Source organism: Micromonospora sp. WMMD967, assembly GCF_029626165.1.
Classification (GTDB): domain Bacteria; phylum Actinomycetota; class Actinomycetes; order Mycobacteriales; family Micromonosporaceae; genus Micromonospora; species Micromonospora taraxaci.
Window position 1 is genome coordinate 3,838,701 of the sequence record NZ_JARUBK010000001.1, and the last position, 15,877, is coordinate 3,854,577.

The 15,877-nt window shown below is 68.3% G+C and carries 12 protein-coding genes; 5 read left to right on the forward strand and 7 right to left on the reverse strand.

The window, feature by feature from the left end; translation table 11 throughout:
- Positions 1 to 51: 51 nt before the first annotated feature.
- The 4 genes from O7631_RS17775 to O7631_RS17790 all read right to left on the reverse strand — a co-directional run bounded on the left by O7631_RS17775 (position 52) and on the right by O7631_RS17790 (position 4,792).
- Positions 52 to 2,049 carry a hypothetical protein gene (locus O7631_RS17775; RefSeq protein WP_278145212.1) on the reverse strand — a complete coding sequence of 666 codons (1,998 nt, stop codon included), beginning with the start codon at positions 2,047 to 2,049 and terminating at the stop codon, positions 52 to 54.
- The gene (locus O7631_RS17780) at positions 2,046 to 2,723 is read right to left on the reverse strand and encodes a hypothetical protein (protein ID WP_278145213.1); all 678 of its coding nucleotides are present in this window, start codon (positions 2,721 to 2,723) and stop codon (positions 2,046 to 2,048) included. The genes O7631_RS17775 and O7631_RS17780 overlap by 4 nt, the downstream gene beginning before the upstream one ends.
- A gap of 112 nt (positions 2,724 to 2,835) precedes the next feature.
- Positions 2,836 to 3,189 (reverse strand): hypothetical protein, encoded by a 354-nt coding sequence (locus O7631_RS17785; protein ID WP_278148102.1) that lies wholly within the window; start codon positions 3,187 to 3,189, stop codon positions 2,836 to 2,838.
- Positions 3,190 to 3,874: 685 nt separating this feature from the next.
- A complete protein-coding gene (locus O7631_RS17790; RefSeq protein ID WP_278145214.1) occupies positions 3,875 to 4,792 on the reverse strand; it encodes a hypothetical protein in 918 nt (305 codons plus the stop codon).
- Positions 4,793 to 5,404: 612 nt separating this feature from the next.
- Here O7631_RS17790 and O7631_RS17795 point away from each other — a divergent pair.
- The 5 genes from O7631_RS17795 to O7631_RS17815 all read left to right on the forward strand — a co-directional run bounded on the left by O7631_RS17795 (position 5,405) and on the right by O7631_RS17815 (position 12,917).
- On the forward strand, positions 5,405 to 7,144 hold the full coding sequence (locus O7631_RS17795) for a glycoside hydrolase family 3 N-terminal domain-containing protein (RefSeq protein WP_278145215.1): 1,740 nt from the start codon (positions 5,405 to 5,407) through the stop codon (positions 7,142 to 7,144).
- Entirely contained in the window at positions 7,141 to 8,193 is a 1,053-nt protein-coding gene (locus O7631_RS17800; protein WP_278145216.1) for an Ldh family oxidoreductase, read from the forward strand. The genes O7631_RS17795 and O7631_RS17800 overlap by 4 nt, the downstream gene beginning before the upstream one ends.
- Positions 8,190 to 9,779 (forward strand): hypothetical protein, encoded by a 1,590-nt coding sequence (locus tag O7631_RS17805; protein WP_278145217.1) that lies wholly within the window; start codon positions 8,190 to 8,192, stop codon positions 9,777 to 9,779. Before O7631_RS17800 ends, O7631_RS17805 begins: the two co-directional genes overlap by 4 nt.
- Positions 9,776 to 11,905, forward strand: coding sequence for a hypothetical protein (locus O7631_RS17810; protein ID WP_278145218.1), 2,130 nt, complete (start codon positions 9,776 to 9,778; stop codon positions 11,903 to 11,905). Before O7631_RS17805 ends, O7631_RS17810 begins: the two co-directional genes overlap by 4 nt.
- Positions 11,906 to 12,071: 166 nt before the next feature.
- Positions 12,072 to 12,917: a sugar phosphate nucleotidyltransferase gene (locus O7631_RS17815; RefSeq protein ID WP_278145219.1), complete on the forward strand. Its 846-nt coding sequence runs from the start codon at positions 12,072 to 12,074 to the stop codon at positions 12,915 to 12,917.
- Here the strand turns inward: O7631_RS17815 and O7631_RS17820 are convergent, their stop codons facing one another.
- From O7631_RS17820 to O7631_RS17830, 3 genes are all read right to left on the reverse strand, one after another.
- Positions 12,918 to 13,460: an AAA family ATPase gene (locus O7631_RS17820; protein WP_278145220.1), complete on the reverse strand. Its 543-nt coding sequence runs from the start codon at positions 13,458 to 13,460 to the stop codon at positions 12,918 to 12,920.
- Positions 13,461 to 13,625: 165 nt separating this feature from the next.
- A complete protein-coding gene (locus O7631_RS17825) occupies positions 13,626 to 14,579 on the reverse strand; it encodes a DUF5954 family protein (protein ID WP_278145221.1) in 954 nt (317 codons plus the stop codon).
- A gap of 468 nt (positions 14,580 to 15,047) precedes the next feature.
- A complete protein-coding gene (locus tag O7631_RS17830; RefSeq protein WP_278145222.1) occupies positions 15,048 to 15,713 on the reverse strand; it encodes a GNAT family N-acetyltransferase in 666 nt (221 codons plus the stop codon).
- Positions 15,714 to 15,877: the final 164 nt, after the last annotated feature.

Below are 15,877 nucleotides of genomic sequence, written 5' to 3' on the forward strand. Positions count from 1 at the left end.
CTTGTCTGCCCTTTTCCCGGGTCGTGTTAGCGGGAATACGTCAGGCGCTGTTTACCACATTGGCCCACCCGGCGTCGCGGGCGCGACGACGTTGGACGTCGTCAGGACGCCGCGGGCCAGCGGTTCGTCGACGAGCGTCAGGATTGCTTGCAAGCCGGGAATCTCGGTGGTGAGACTTTCCAGCTCCGTGAGCAGGGCGGTGGCGTCGACGTCTTGCACTTCTTCGGCCTTGGGGCTGTCGATCAGGAGGAGGCCCGGGTGGGTTGCGAGCCCGAACTGCGTCCCGACGCGGAGGAGGGCGACGACGACCGCGATGCGCAGCCTCAGACGTTCCCCAGGACTCTGCCTGCTGAACCACTCTCGCGGGCCGCCCGACTTGTACACCTGCAGGCGAGCACCTCTGTCGATTTTGACTCGATCGAGGTCCCGCATACCGAACCGCTGGGCAGCCTTCGCGATCTCGGTGTTCAGCGCGTCGAAGAGGCCTTGGCTCGCTTGGACGCCGTCGGCCTCCAGCACACTGACAGCAGCGTTGAGAACCCGCTGGATGTCGTCGGGCCCTCCGCCTTCGGTGTCATCCGGGGGTGTCAAAACGCTGAGCATGCCTTCCAGGTGTGCGACTGTCGCGGTCAGCTCCGCCCGTTCGCCGGCCTGTGCCGCTCGTTCGGCCATCTGAAGACGTTGCTCAACGTCCGCCACCTCCCCGCGGACCGAGCGGGCTGCGGCGGATGCGGCGACCAACTGATCCTTGGCGACCTGCTCAGCTTCTCGGCTCGCCTTGATGCGGTCCCGGGCCTCCTGCTCGATGTGCTCCCGGCTGCCTTCGTCGACTGCGATCACCACGGAGCTCGCACACATTGAGCAGGTGTGCCCATCTCGCTCTGCTGCCTTACGGGCGCTCGTGACAGGGGCTTCGCAGCGAGGGCACGCCACCGGGTCCAGCGCGTGGAATAAAGCGCGAGCCACAGCGCTCTCCCGTAGATCATTCAGGGTTTTCTCGTCGCTCTGCCGCTGCGCTCGCAGGAGGTCATACGCCTGCTGCGCGTGGCGCAGCGCTGACTCCGCATCAACCAGTTCGCGCCCCAGTTTCACGACGGTGGCCGCCAGCGAGCCGACCGAATCGGCGGCCTCGGACTGGTCCGTCAGCGCAACGAGACGTTCCTTGGCGCCGGCAAGCTTCACCCGCGTCTGCTCATACTGCTGCGCTTGCAACGCTCGTAGCCGTGTTACGTCGGCGTGCTCGGCTTTCGAGGTGGCGGCACGCGCGTCGCGGATTGCCCTCACCTGCGTCAGTAGCGCCGCGCTTGGCAGGTCGAGGAACACCTGGAGTAGCCGGCCGGCGAGGCCTCCCATGACGACATCGCCGAGCAGTGCCCGGTCGCCACCAGCAGGCAGGTATACCGCTCCGAAGTAGACAGGCCAGCCGTGGGCGGCCCTGCCGCTGACCGCTGTTGCCTGCGCGTTCTCCAGCCGCCCAAGGTTCATTAGATCCAGCATTAGCGCCGCTGTAGCGTCGCCGTACGCTGCCTCGTCCTGGACCGCGACAACTTCAGTGACACCGAGGTCGGCACGCGCCCCGCGGACATCCCGCAATGCCTCCAAGGTCGGAGCCGAGAGGATCCGGGCGTCGAAAATCTTGCCGTGATCCATGCTTAGTCGGAATCCGAGAGGGCGACCCGCGACCAAAGCGTCGCAGTCCAGCTCCGTGATCCACGACTTAACGACGCCTTGGAGGTCCTCACGATGCGTGCCGCGTAGACACCAGGTGATCAACTCCAGGACGCTGGTCTTGCCCTTGAGGTTATTCGCCACCAACACCGTGAGGCTGTTGCCGAGCTCCAGGTTGGTGTCGAACGGGCCTTTGGGGGTGACGGTGCGATCACCGGCAATCCTCAGGCGACTTACACGTAACGGGCGTGGAAGGGCTGCCGCGCTGGCAAGAGGAAGGCCGTGCTGCTGGAACGTGGTCAGCACGAGGTGGCGGCTGACGCCCGCTTCGAGCGCGATGCGTGCGGGCAGGTCGTCCTGGTTGCCGTCGTTACCCGTCACGACCTCGCCCCATCCATAGTCTCGGCTTGGAGTTCGGCCAAGCGCTCTCGGGTCTGTTGCGCGATGCTGCCGATTCGACTGCCGATTGGCGTGTTTCGGTACTCATCGTGGAGGTATTGCCGCGCCTTCAACTGCGTCCCGCCATGTCCCTCGGTGAGCGCGGCCACCAGGTTCACCCGGTCGACGTAGTAGCTGAAGACCGGTTCGGTGACCAAAATCTTGTCGACGGCCTCCCGGCCGCGTGCAGTCAGGAAGTAGTCGTGCTGCTGGACACGACCGGGTGTTCCGCGTTTGCGACGGATGACGAGGCCAGCGCTGCGTAGGACGGCCAGCGCATCGTCAAGCGGCTCGTATGCGCCGAAGAGGTAGCGCAGCATCGGGTACCGGCGGACCTCTGGCTCATCAGAGGCCAGGATCTCAGCTGCCAACTCCAAGAGGTACGGCTCTCGGCTGGTCTCGTAGTCCTTGAGCAACGTCGCGGCCAGATAGTCCGGATTGCGTACCCAAAAGTCGACCTTTTGCAGCTTCACCTGCGTCTCTACGACGCCTACCGCGTCGGCGAGGGCTGCGTCGGAGGACGGCGGCTCCGGCATGGGTAACGCACTCGCCGCGATGATCAGCAGGATTCGGACAGCATCCTGCTCACGACTCGTAGATGCCCCCACCTCAATCACGTCCGCAGTGTATGGAGATCCGCCATATACGGCTACAGGCCGCGAGGTTAATCTTGCGGTACGTAGCGTCGACCGGATTTGCCGCTATCGAGCTCGAACCCCTCCATGCGGATCACCCGTCATGGTCGTCCGGTCGAGCCGACCCCAGGCCGCCAAAGTCGAACTTTTCACGCCCGAGCTGCCAACGGCCACTTTTGACCTCGTGGACGGTGTCGGCGACCTGATAGACGTCACGCCACTGCTTATACGCCAAGCCGCTCGCGAGGATGTCCCGATCCTCACCGATGATCACCACCGGAGCGAGGAGCCCAGCGAGCACGAGCGTATTGGCGTCGCTCTCGTCTCGACTCATGAGCCTTCTCGCCTGGTCGGTCGCCTGCTCGTCCCAGGTGGGGAGGCGGTCGAGGGTGTGTCGCTGGACGTCGACCGAGTGCCGCCACACCTGGTGATAGGTGGCCGTCGCCACGCTGCGGAGCCCGTCGCGAGGGATGGTGACCCCCGATAGCGAAGTGGGCGTGCGGGGCGAGTCGGCGTCCATCCGGGGTGAGTTGATCCACCCACGCCTGGGGTAGCCGTGGGGGAGCGCACCACGCCAAGATCCGCTGGTAGGGGGCGTGCGGCAAATAGATAGCCGGACACCCCGCCGGCGACATGGCAGGTAATCGTGCTGACGCCACGATGACGGTGGAGCGGTCTGCCCAGTCTGCTAAGTGGTCGCTGATATCGATGCTCGTCACGCGTCCCGTGGTCCCGGCTCGCGCGGCAAGCAGCCCGCCGGGGTATCCCGTGCCAATGCCGATCTCCAACACGCGGGCGCCTTCGTTTACGTCGAGGGCGATCACGTCGCGTTGGATGGCTTCTGCGGCGGACCGGTGCAGGGTTGCACCTCGGCGCTCATTGTGGGTGTAGTAGCGCTCCGGCACACGGCTGAACAACGGATCGACGGCAGTCACAGGACTTCCTTCGCGACGCGAGATGGCCCCCCATGTCACACACGACCGATCTGCTTGCGAACATCCGCTTGGCCAGGGAAATGTGCGGCGTGCTTCTTGTGCGATGTCAAGCCGTTGGGGAGCACGAGCACGATGGGGCCCGGTGAGTGTGCAGCTGTTATGCCGCGGGCAGGAGTCGTGCACGACCTTCCGGAGTGATCACCGTGCGGGTGATGTCTGTGGCAACTCACGAAGTTCGCGGACGATTTCGCGGACCGCTGGTGAGCGCGGTGCGGCGGGTGCGAGTTCGTCGTGAAGCTGGTGTAGCAGTGCGACGCTGCGCACGGAGCTGACGGCGGGTAGGCGGCCGAGGGCGAGGCGGGCTGTGCTCACCGCGAGGTCGAGGTCACCGGCGGCGTGGTGGGCGAGGCTGAGCCAGGCGCCGTGGCGTAGTGCGGAGCGTTGCGGGGAGTCGGTGGGGCTGGTGTGCGCGCGGGCGTGGAGCAGCCGTTGGGCTTGGCGAAGGAGCGCTGGCCGTTGAATCGGCACTTGCTCGGCCAGTACAACGAGACCGCGACCGGTGATCGCATCCAGTTCGACCCGATCGATGTACGACGCCCATCGGGGCAGCGGGGCGTCGGGGGCAATGTCGAGAAGCGCGAGGGTGCTCTCGTGCAGGTGGAAGAAGCTGGTGAGGTCGCCAGCGGCGGCGTGGGCGAGGGTGCTGCGGGCGGCTACCAGTGAGCGGACGGCGGGCGGTGTCTGTGCCGCTGATTCTTGGGCTGCTGAGGCGAGTTGCAGGGCGTCGAGAGCGTGGCCTCGGTCGGCGGCCTGGTTGGACATGAGGGCCAGGATGCTGGCGGCTAGACCGGGATCGCGAGCGGCGTGCGCGGCGCGGAGAGCGGTGAGGTACCAGCGTTGGGCGAGGCCGTTCTCGTTGGCATCGAACGCCATGAACCCGGCGGTCTGGGCGAGCTGCGCTAGTGCGGCGGCAAGGCGGCGGCCGGCCTCCGCGTTGTAGGAAGCTCGGCGCAGGAGCCGGGCTACAGCGGTGAACTGGTCACTGACGAAGCCGCGGGCGGCGCCGCCCTGCTGATCGTCGAGCTGCTGTGCGTGAGCGACGATGGTGTCGATCATGTCGAGTAGCGGCGGTGTGACTGGTCCGCCGTCTCCGGCCGCCGCGATCAGGTCTGAGGTTGGCTGGTGAAGCGCGGCCCACGCTGGGGCGGTGAGGGCGGCGCCGGTGACAGCGATAACGGTGCGACGGGTCGGCACGGGTCCTCCTACGAGGCTGAGCAGTCCGTTGCTGTCCCAGGGTAGATCCATCGCATGATTCGCCGGCAGTGCTGGATGCGAACGCGGGGCGGTTACCCCCCAGACATCCTCGAACATCAGGTTGATTCTGAGCTTGGCGGACAGCAACTCGACGACGAGTTCGGGTATGTCACCGTGCGGGACAGCACCGTCTGAGACCCATTTGTAGGGGGTTTTGGGGTGGACTCTGCGGGTGCTGCCGAGGGCCACCAGAGCCGAGTTGATCCGCCGGGCGAGGGCCTCGGGCCCCCATTGCGCCTCTCGGAGCAGGCCAGCCAGCCGTTGGTTGGCGCGGGATGTTGAGGGTTCGGCTTCCACGGCGGGATCCCCCTTCCGGGTGCCGGTAGTGCAGCCGCGGGCCTGACAGTAGCGGCCACGGTCAGTGGCGGGGAGCGAAGCGCACCATCCGCACCAGGTTCCGAGCGAGCGGCACCGATGGCACTGCGTCGATGCCTGCCTCAGGCGCTGCGAACCGACAAAGGTCAATGTGTGGGCAGGGTCAGGGCCGCGATTGTCACTCCGGGCTCCCTGCAGCTGATGCCGACTCGTCGACCTGCGGTTGCAAGGAGAGCTGCCATGCCACGTCCGTTTTCCGGCCAGCCGGTAGGAGTCGATCCCGTCCTTGCTGCCGGTATTGATCTGCTGGTGCGTCCCGGCCGGATGTCCCTACGGCTCGACGACTGCGCTCAGTCATTGCGCGAGCAGGCCGCCAGTGAGCCGGGCCGGATCAGTAAAGCCATCGTCGCCGGCCCGGCGCGGTTGAGCCAGGTCACCCGGACGGCGAGCGATAACTCCGCCGGTCGGCCGCCGCTGCTGCTGAGCGTGAATCAGGAAGGCGGCCGGCTGAACGCGCTGGACTGGCCAGGCGTGGCCCAGTTGCCCGGAAATCTGGCGCTTGGAGCGGCGGGAGACGAGGACCTAACCGAGCTGGCAGGGACGACGATCGGTGAGCAGCTTCGGGCGGTGGGGTTGACCTGGAATTTGGCACCCGTGTGCGACACCACGGGGTGGCCAGCGTCGGCTGCGGTTGGCGTTCGCTCCTTCGGCTCCGATCCTGGACGGGTTGGGCTGTTGGCGGCAGCGTTCGTGCGCGGATTGCAGCGGGCCGGCGTCGCGGCGACCGCCAAGCACTTTCCCGGCCTGGGCGGCGTTGGTGCGGACCCGCACCACGTCGCGCCGGTGGTCGACCGACTCGGTCCAGGTGCGCTGCTGCCGTTTGGAGCGGCGATTGACGCGCAGGTGGCGTGCGTGATGGTTGGCAGTCACACCGTGCTCGCCGTGGACAACAAGCCGGCGTTGGCATCGCCGCGCGTGCTTGGCCTGTTGCGTGACGAGCTGGGCTTCGGCGGTGTGGTGGTGAGCGAGAACCTGTCGATTCGGGCGGTGCACGAGCCGCTCGGCGGGTTGGCCCGCGCGGCGATCGCCGCGGTGGCCGCCGGGGTGGACATCGTGATGCTGGACTCGGAGGTTTCCCGGGGGCGCAGCTCGTTGGCGGCGCGGAGGGCGGCGGTTCGGCAGCGCACGGTGGTGGTGCAGGCGCTGACGGCGGCCGTCGAGCGCGGCGTGATCGACCGCCAGCGCATCGGCGAGGCAGTGGACCGTGTGCAGGCGCTGCACCAGCGGTATGGCCTGAACTCCGGCTCGGTCCGACCGGACTGGCCGTCGGTGAATACGGCGGCCTGGCGTGCGGCGGAACGGATCGCCGACCGTTCGGCGGCGGTGGTGCGCGGCAACCGGCTCCTCCCGCTGGACGTGCCATCCGGCAAGGTGCTGGCCTTGGTGCGGGTGCCTGACGGGGTGCAGCGGCGGGCCGACAGTGCCCGCTACACGCCGGACTATCTACCCGCGCTGCTTGCCGCGCACCACCGTGTGGTGCAGGTGCCGGTCGGCGCTCCAGTGCCAACGGCCGGTCCGGTGATCGTGTACGGCTACGACACCCGCACCACAATCGCGGGTCCGAGTAGAGCTGTCCAGGAAGCCACCCGGCTGGTCGAGCGCGGGCGGACGGTGGTTCAGGTCGCGTTCGGTGATGTCGACGACCTGGCCGGTTCGCCCGCGCCGGTGTTGGTGGCCGCGTTCAGCCCGCACTGGGCCTCCGTCGCGGCGGTGGCCCGAATCCTGCTCGTCGACGGCCGCGCCCACGGTGTCGTACCCGTCTCCGGTCTGTCGTGGTGACCCGGGTTCCGGCCGGCCAGGTCGCCAATTTCCTGCAGTGCCTGTACGAGGCTGCGGGGATGACCCGAGCCGGGGCGCGAGTGATGGCCGATACCCACGTCGAGGCTGACCTTCGCGGGATACCCGGCCACGGCAGCCGATTGGCCCCCGGCTACCTGGACAAGCTGCGCACCGGGCACCTGAACCCGCGTCCGCTGATTCGGATCGTGCAGGATGAGGAAGCGGTCCTGGTCGTGGACGCCGACCTGGCCCCGGGACCGGTAGCCGCCCGCCTGGCCGTCGCTGCGGCGATGCTGCGTGCCCGGCGCTGTGGCATCGCCGCCGTGACGGTTCGCCGTGCCGGTCACGTCGGCGCGCTCGGCATTCCCGCCGCGCAGCTGGCTCGGCGCGGCCTGGTGGGCGTGGCCGCCGCGCAGGCGTCGGCACGCAGCGTGGCCCTGCACGGCGGCAGTAGCGCGCCGGTCCTGGGCAGCAGCGCGCTGGCGGTCGCCGTTCCCGGTCCGGACCGGCAGCGCCCGGCGCTGGTGGACCTGGCCGCCGCCGCGATGTCCTGGGGCCGCCTGCACCACCTGGCGCGCAATGGACAGACGTTGCCCGACGGGGCGGCTCTCGACGCACGTGGGCGTGGGGTCCACGATCCGACCCTCGCCGAGGTGCTGTTGCCCGTAGGCGAGCGCGGCCAAGCCTTGGCGATCGTCCTGGAACTGCTGGTCGGCGCGCTGACCGGGAGCGCCCCCTTGCCGGCAGGAGACGACGGCCGCGGGCTGCTGGTTGTTGCGGTCGATCCTCGCCGCCTCGCCGTCGCCGAGTCGCTCGCCACCGGCGTAGCCGCTGTCGCTCACGCGGTGCGCGAGCAGGGTGCCCGAATGCCCGGGGACGGCGCCTGGTTCCAGCGCGACCGGGCCCGCCAGGACGGCATCGCCCTCGACGCCGACCATCTCGCCGCGCTCGTCGCGGCCGGCCGTCGCCTGAACGTCCGTGCTCCCCACGGATGGATCCAACCCGAACCCCTCGACGCCCCCAGCGGATCACAGAAGGAGCAGATGTGAGCAGTCCGACCAGCACACCGACCCTCGGCGGCCCACCGGCCGCTGACCAACCGGCCCTCTACCGCGGTGCGGCCCGATCCGAGGTCGCCCGCCGCCTGCAAGCCGTCCTCGACCTATCCGACCCCTACCCGGTCGTGAACGCGGCGCGCGAACTCGCCGCCGGGGCGCTGGAGCGTGCCCTGGCTGACGTCGTTGCGGGTCGATTGCTGCACGAGCCCACCGGCCGCCGCATCCCGCTACAGGAACTACCCGCCCGCACGATCGCTGCGCTCACCCGTACCCACCACCTCGACGCGGACCAGAGCGACGCCCTGGGATTCGCGCTGCGGTGCGCCTTTGCGTGGCCCGGCGTCGTCGGCACCTCGGACGCTCCGCACGCGCTCAAGTCGGTGCTCCCGGCCGGATTCGCGCCGATAGCCACGGTCGAGCAGATCGCCGCGACCCAGGCCACCGCCGGCCCTGATGGGTTGAACACCAGCTACATGATCTCGCAGATGAAGGGTGGCATGTCCGCCGACTTCGGCATCGGCTGCCCCCTGATGTGCGCCTACTGCTACCGACGCGAAGGCGACACCGTCGACGGCTACCTCGGCTCCTGGGAACCGACCGGGTTCCTCGAACCGGAGGACGTGGTCGCACGGCTACTGTCGCACCCGTGGTTCACCCCGCACCACACACCCATCGGCCTGCACATGTCCACCTCCGAGGCGTTCCTGCCGAAGCTGTGGCCGCGAACCTGGCGCGCGTTGCAGCTGCTCGACGAGCTCGGTCTAACCAACCGCGTCTCGTGCATCACGAAGTACACCCTCTCCGATGAGCAGATCGACTGCCTGGAATCCCTCGTCCACGTCGACCTCGACATCAACGTCTGCTACGCCGCCATGCCCGAGTCGATCGAGCCGCCCAACCGTGGGCGCCGGCTGCGGTTCCTACGCCGCATCCTGCACTCCGAGAAGATCAACGTCCTGGCGTACTACCGGCCGATCGCCGAAGGGCTCAACACCACCGACGCCCACCTTCGTCACGTCTGGCAGACCTTCAAGGACGCCGACGCGCGCACCGTGGTCCTCGGCGGGCTGAAGTTCGCCGACGACCACGTCCAGTCCTTCATGTCCTACGGGCTGCCCCTGCCGGCAGGCTCTTTCACTCCAGGCAAGAAGCTGCTCACCGTCGGCACCGAGGCGCGGATCATGGCTGCCTTCGACGAGGTGTACGCCGACGTGGCCCCGGACTGGCGCCCCGCGGTTCTGAAACGGTCCTCGTGCGGTCGAGCGGTGGAACGGGGCAGCCTCATTCCCGACTACAACGGCCACTTCGACCAGCCCACCACGAACTGCCGCCTGCGCTGCCCCGCAGCCCAGCATCAGGTGTGCGCGGCAGCCCAGCCGCCGGACGAGGAAACAGTCCGGCACCTCCTGGCACGCATCGGCAGGCCCGACGCCCGCGTGGACATCACCGGCACCACCACCGTCGTGCACGCCGAGCTGAGCCCGTTCGAACGAACGTTCCTGCGCCAGAACCTGCTCTTCCCGGTGCACACCGCCCGGCAGGCCGCCGAACTCGTCGCCGGAAGGATCACCCGATGACCGCCGCCGCACGCCCCACGCCTAGGCGCGTCTTTCTACCCCTGGCCCAGTCCCCGTTGCTCAGCCGCCATGGCGACGAGGACGTCGACCTCGCCGTGCTTCTGGCCACGGCCGCCGACCCGGAACCGGCCACAGTACGGGCGCTGCTATCGATCACCGCCGTGCCGGCCGCCGACCGGATTGCCCGCGCTCTCGACGAGCGAACGGACTTGCCCCTCACCTCACTCGCGCTGCTCGTCGCACATCGGCCCGATACCAAGCAGGCAACCGGCGCCCTGCGGGGCAGACTCTTCCCCGACGGCACCTCACCCGGCGCGTGTCACCGATTCGCCCGCACCATGGCGACCCTCGTCCACCAGCCCGCATTGGTCGACGACGCCTATCTCGACAGTGAACGATTCCGCGCATCCGTCGCCGCAGCGGACCCGGTGGTCCTGGGACAGCTACTGGCTCCGGTCCTGGACGGGGGCACCCTGACCGGTCCCGCCCAGACCGGGCTGCTCGCGCTGCTCGACGCCCGCGCAGGCCGCGTCCCAACGGCCCCCATCGACCTGGCGGGCGCGACCGCTCTCGACCGCGACCGCCATCAGCAGGTACGCGCCGCGCTTCTCGCACGGCGCGAACAGACGATCCGTGGCCTCGCCGACCACACCGGGGGACTGACGCTGGCCGCCGAGTTGTGGTTCGACTCGCTCGCGACCGCCGCCGACACCCCCGTCCAAGCCAGCCAGGCCCTCGCCATGGCCGAGAACGCCGCCGACAGCCTCGCCTCGGGGGAAGACCCGGCCTGCGCCTGGCCCGCCGTCCGTCGCCGTTGGCAGCACGTCACCGCCGCCGCACGCGCCGCCGAAGCCCAGCCGGGCGGCTGGCAGCAGGCGTGGCAGGCAGCCGAGTTCACCGACGAGGGCGCACGGTGGGACGACACCCAACGTGCCCTCGTGGCCGGCTATGACCTGCTCGCCGACCATGTCCGCAGCACCTGGGGATCAGCAGACACCCCGCCTACCCCCGACCAGTGCTGGGCCGCCGACCCCACAGGCCGCGCGCTGCTGCATCTGGTCGCCGACCACCTCACCGGTCACCAGACACACAGTCCCCTCCCGCACTACAACGACCAACTCCTCATCGCCTTCGTGTACGGCCTCGGCAAGAACTGCCACGACAACATCCCCGCGGACCTACACCTGCACGGCCTGATCGCCGCCATCAAGGCCGCCCGGTCCAAAGCCGCACTCCTGACCCGGCCGGTCCCCGCCGACCTCGGCATCGTCGTGCCGATGCGCGCCGAAGCCCACCGCCTTACCGCCATACATTGCGACGACGCGCTCACCGTCAAGGTCGCCCAACTGGGCTGGCTCCTGCAAGCCCGTCCAGATGCCCACGCCGACCTCCTCCTCGTCGACGAGAGCACCGACGGCGCCTCGGCCCGCGCCGCCCGAGAGATCAGCGTCGACCACCCGCAGATCCGCGTGAGTGTCGCCCAACGCCCCGACGACACCAGCGCGAAAGGTGGCGCCGTGCTCTGGGGCCTCAGCGAGCTCGTCGGCGCCGGCCGCAACATCCTCGCCTACACCGACCTCGACCTCACCTACCCACTGGAGCAACTCGGTCTCCACGTTGCCGCCCTCGACCAACCCGGCACCGGCGCCGCCATCGGATCCCGCCGCCGCCCCGACTCCCACGGCTACTACCCGCCCACCGGCCCAACCCCCACCACCTGGCTTTACCAGCGAGCCGTCCGGGATCTCCTGCAACTCGACGCCACCGACCCGCAGGCCGGCTTCAAAGCCTTCCCAGCCACCGCCCTGCGCACCGCACTGCCCCTCACCGCCGACCACAGCATGACGTTCGACACCGACCTGCTCGCCGCCATCGCGCGCTGCGGACACACCGTGGCCGAGGTCGGCGTCGCCGCCCTTCACCAGTACGTCGAAGGTCACCGGAGCATCCCGCGCGACTACGACACCATGCTCAACGGCGTCCACCGGCAGGCCCTGCGTCACGGCCTCGACCCCGAGACACGCCGGACCCCGACGTGGGACCACATTCGTCGGGCCGGCTCCCTGGCCGCAGCCGCCACCGAACCCACGACCACCACCATGCTCAAGGCACCGACTTCGCGCTGACGAATCCTCGCGGGCCGCCGGCGTCAACAGGCCGGCGGCCTGCACCCGTGCGCGCCTTCCTCATGTGCCCTGAATCGGACCGGTGCGATGCGTAAACTGCACAGATCCGCCGGCTCGCTGTTGCCACACCCTGACGGCCGGTGCAACCCAACCGAGAGGTAAGCGCGTGAGGGCCGTCATCGCTGTCGCCGGCATGGGCAGCCGTTTCTTCCCCATCGGCAAAACGATCAACAAGTGCATGCTGCCGATCCTCAACCAACCAGTCGTCGGCTACGCAGTCGCTGACTGCGTCGCCGCAGGCGCCCGCGAGATCGCGATCGTCACCGCCCCCGGCGAGATCGGCCGCCAAGTGCGTCATTACTTCACCGAAGACCACGACCTGAAGGATTACTTCACCGCTCGCGGCTGGCAGGACAAGTACACGCCCCTCGCTGACCTGCACAGCCAAGCCGACTTCACGTTCATCGAACAACCACGCGACGACCGGTATGGCACCGCGCTTCCTGCGATCGTTGCCGCTGACTTCATCGCCGGCGACGACTTCCTCCTGGTCGCCGGTGACGACCTCCTCCTCCGCAACGACGGCGGGTCAGACCTGGCCGACCTCGCCGCTGCTCGGGCCGCCGCCGGAGTGTCGGCCGCGCTCGCCGCCGCCACGGTGCCCGGCACCGAGGCTCACCGCTACGGCATCCTTCACCCGCGAGCAGCCGAGGGTCACCAACTGCTTGATCAGCTGCTCGAAAAGCCCGACCACTACAGTGAGCCATTTGCCTACATCAACATCAGCCGAACCCTGCTACCCGCCGACGCCGTGGCCTACTTCCAGAAGCTGACTCCGGCGCCGAACGGTGAGTACCAGGCCACCGACGCCGTCATCGCCTTCGCCCGCGACAACGACGTACTGATCCATCCCATCAGCGGTGAGTACCACGACTGTGGCAATCCCGCTGGCTGGTTGGCGGCCAACAACGCTGCAACCCAAGCGATCGTGGTCTCTGGGTCGCGCGCCTGATCACGATTCAGCCAACCCCGCCAACACCTGCGATGCCAACTCAGCTACCGGCAGCTCACCATCTAGCACCATCGTGTCAGCCGGCAACGAGCTGACAGCGGCAGCGCAGCGAGCCACCTGCTCCAGCCGCCAGGTGCGCACCTGCGCATCACGAGCCGGGTCATCCAGCCAGATCGACTGCGCCTCGATTCGAGCCTGTAGGACGCGGATGGGCACATCGATGAAGAAATGGTCGACACCCACGCTGTGGGCGCGCAGCCGGCTGAAGATTTCCTCAAGATACGACGGCACCACCACGGTCATCGGTACCACGAGCGTGCGTCCGTACTCCTCCAGGAGTGCTATCGCCGTGTCCGCGACGCTACGACGCCACACCCGCAGATCCTGGAAATCGCCGCTCGCGGGCAGCGGAACTATCTCGCGGACCATGAATCCCGGCAGCTCCGCATCGAACATCAGCAGCCGAGGATCTTCCGCGATCAACTTCTCCGACAAAATCGTCTTCCCCGCACCGAACGCACCGTTGATCCAGATCACTCGCATGTACCGCTCCTCACGCCCCGATGGTGCACGACTAAAGAGCCCGGTGAAGATCACCCCGCTGCCCGGCGTCGCCGAACAGTCCCGGTGAGGCGCTCGGCAGCCTGGGCTAGGGGTGGCGATCGGTTGCATGGTTCTCCGGGCCCGATGGTGTTGCCCATGCTCGTCTTAGCGCTGGCCGTCCGCGCCCGGTGGCTGGTCTGGGTCGGGGTCCGATGGTCGGGGCATTTCCGGGCCGCTGGCACCCATGCGCACCAGGGTCTCGATGCGGGTGACCCGGAAATGGCGCCCGAGCACGGTGACCTCGTCGACGGGATCGCTATCGAGGGTGTCGGCGGTTTGTTGGTAGGCGACTGCCTGGTCGGCGGTCAGCCTCAGTAGGCGCGGTTCGATGTGGCGCAGGCCGAAGGCGATCTCGTCGCGGGCCAGCTGCGGTGTGGCGACCGCGCGACTGTAGGGCCGCCACGACCCACCGACGGATTCGGCGGCGGCGTAGCGGGTCGGCAGGATGACCCCGACTGGGTGGGAGGCGACGGCGGCGACGCTGTCGGTGTATACGTTGGCGGGCACCTGGTCGCGCGGGTAGTGCGCGGTCGTCAGCTCTACCCGCAGCATTGCCTCACTCGGGCCGGTCGCCCCGTCTGGGTCGATGACGATCTCTGGGGTGAGGAAGCTGTCGTTGCCCTCTGCGTCGCGGGGGTCGCGGTCGGTGGGTCGGGGCGGTTCAGGCCCGTCCGGGCCGAACCGTGCGAACGTGTCCACCCGCACGACGCGGTGCATGCGGCCGTTGATCACCACCTCGTTCACCTTTTCCCGGTCTAGGACACCGAGCGCGGTGGTCAACCCGGCAGCCAGCGGGGGGTGAGTGGTCTCGTCAAGCTGCTCCATGAGGTGGTGCGCAAGGTCGTCCCGCGCAGCCTGCGGCGTGTCCGACACGACGGCGTATACCTGCCACAGCCCGCCCTCTGCCTTCAAAGCGTGGCCGAACAGTGGGGCGCCGATGCGGATCTTCGGGTAGGCCGTCGCTCGCCGTGCCGCGTCGTCCTCGGTGACCGCGCCAACTGGGTCGGAGGGCTGCTGCACCCGCAGGATCACCGGCGGCTGCACTTCGTCGGCACTCATGCCACGGATTGTGCGACGGCTCGATGGCCCGTGTCACGAGGGCGCGCGCCTTCATCGCGCGGTGTCATCGGTGCCACTGGCCTCCGCTCAGGCTTGCGGCATTGTTCGGCGTCTGCTCGGTTCTAGTCCGGTCGGCTTCTCGTGCCCTCGTGCCCTCGTGACGCCGCGAGCCGACGTCGAAGCGCAAGCCGACGAACCGGCCCTGTCGGCCCGGTGGTCGGCTGATTCGCTCAGGACGAGGCGTTGCTGACGGTGAAGAACAGCTAGCCCTCTGGCACGTTTTCCGCCGTGTCGCTGCGTTTCGCCGTTGGGACTGCTCAGCACGGCTGTCGTTGTTGACGATCGGCGATCCAGGGATGGGCTGCTTGGCCGGGCGGTCGTCGTTCCCGGATTGAGTAGGTGCCTGGCCAGTTCAATGCTGATGTAGGCGTCGCAGCCATCATCTTCTGCTGAGGTCTGGCCGACAGGTCACATGCCCGGGGGATTCGATGGGTGGGCGTTGGGTCTCTGGCTAGAGGTTGGAGCTGGTTTCGGTAAGACAGGCGTTGCGTAGCGGGGGCTGCGCCGCATGGGGTAGAGGGCCGGTCCGTCGGGCAGATTGATGATCGGTTGCGGTGTGTACCCATGACGCAAGTACATGTCTTGACTATCGGCGGTGGTGCTGGTCCAGGACAGCAGGTTTACGTGGTCGAGTCGGCTGCGGTGGTGGTTGAGCAAGGCGGTGCCGTGACCAGTGCCCCGGGCTTCGGTGTGTACGGCAAGGAACGCGAGATGGTAGTGGGGTTCGTCGGGTCGTTCTGCGGCGAGGAGTCGGTCGAGTAGGCCGAAGCGTGCGGCGTGAGGGCCGATGGCGTCGCTCAGGCGGGTGGGGTAGTTCGCTGGTGGCGGGAGGGGCCTATATCGGTGGAAGCCGACGGTCACGGCGGTTGTGTCGTCGGTGAGGTGGATGTCGCCGTAGAACATGGCGTGTTCGATCCAGATGCCGAGGACGTCGGTGAGGATCCGCCGGCGTGGTCCTGGGTCGGGGATCAGCCACATGGCGAGAGGGCTCGGGGCCAGAGCGTCGGCGATGAGGGCGGCGACAGTGTCTTTGTCTGCCCAGCGGGCGGCACGGATGCGCGGGACAGTGTCCATGGCGGTTTCTCTCTAGCTTGGGGTGGGCGGAGTTCAGGAATTGCTACTGCTGGCGGTACAGGTGCGCAAAGGACCGGGTGGTGGTCGCTGACCACGAAGCCCGTCCGCTCGCTGCGTGGTGGCGATGGAGCGTCGCTCGATCGTTCGCCGACGTCGCGTGGAGG

Bases quoted from the DNA above. Each gene is read 5' to 3' on its own strand.
- O7631_RS17830 (WP_278145222.1), bottom strand. From the start codon at position 15,713: ATGGACACTGTCCCGCGCATCCGTGCCGCCCGCTGGGCAGACAAAGAC.
- O7631_RS17790 (WP_278145214.1), bottom strand. From the start codon at position 4,792: ATGATCGACACCATCGTCGCTCACGCACAGCAGCTCGACGATCAGCAG.
- O7631_RS17795 (WP_278145215.1), top strand. From the start codon at position 5,405: ATGGCACTGCGTCGATGCCTGCCTCAGGCGCTGCGAACCGACAAAGGT.
- O7631_RS17820 (WP_278145220.1), bottom strand. From the start codon at position 13,460: ATGCGAGTGATCTGGATCAACGGTGCGTTCGGTGCGGGGAAGACGATT.
- O7631_RS17825 (WP_278145221.1), bottom strand. From the start codon at position 14,579: ATGAGTGCCGACGAAGTGCAGCCGCCGGTGATCCTGCGGGTGCAGCAG.
- O7631_RS17810 (WP_278145218.1), top strand. From the start codon at position 9,776: ATGACCGCCGCCGCACGCCCCACGCCTAGGCGCGTCTTTCTACCCCTG.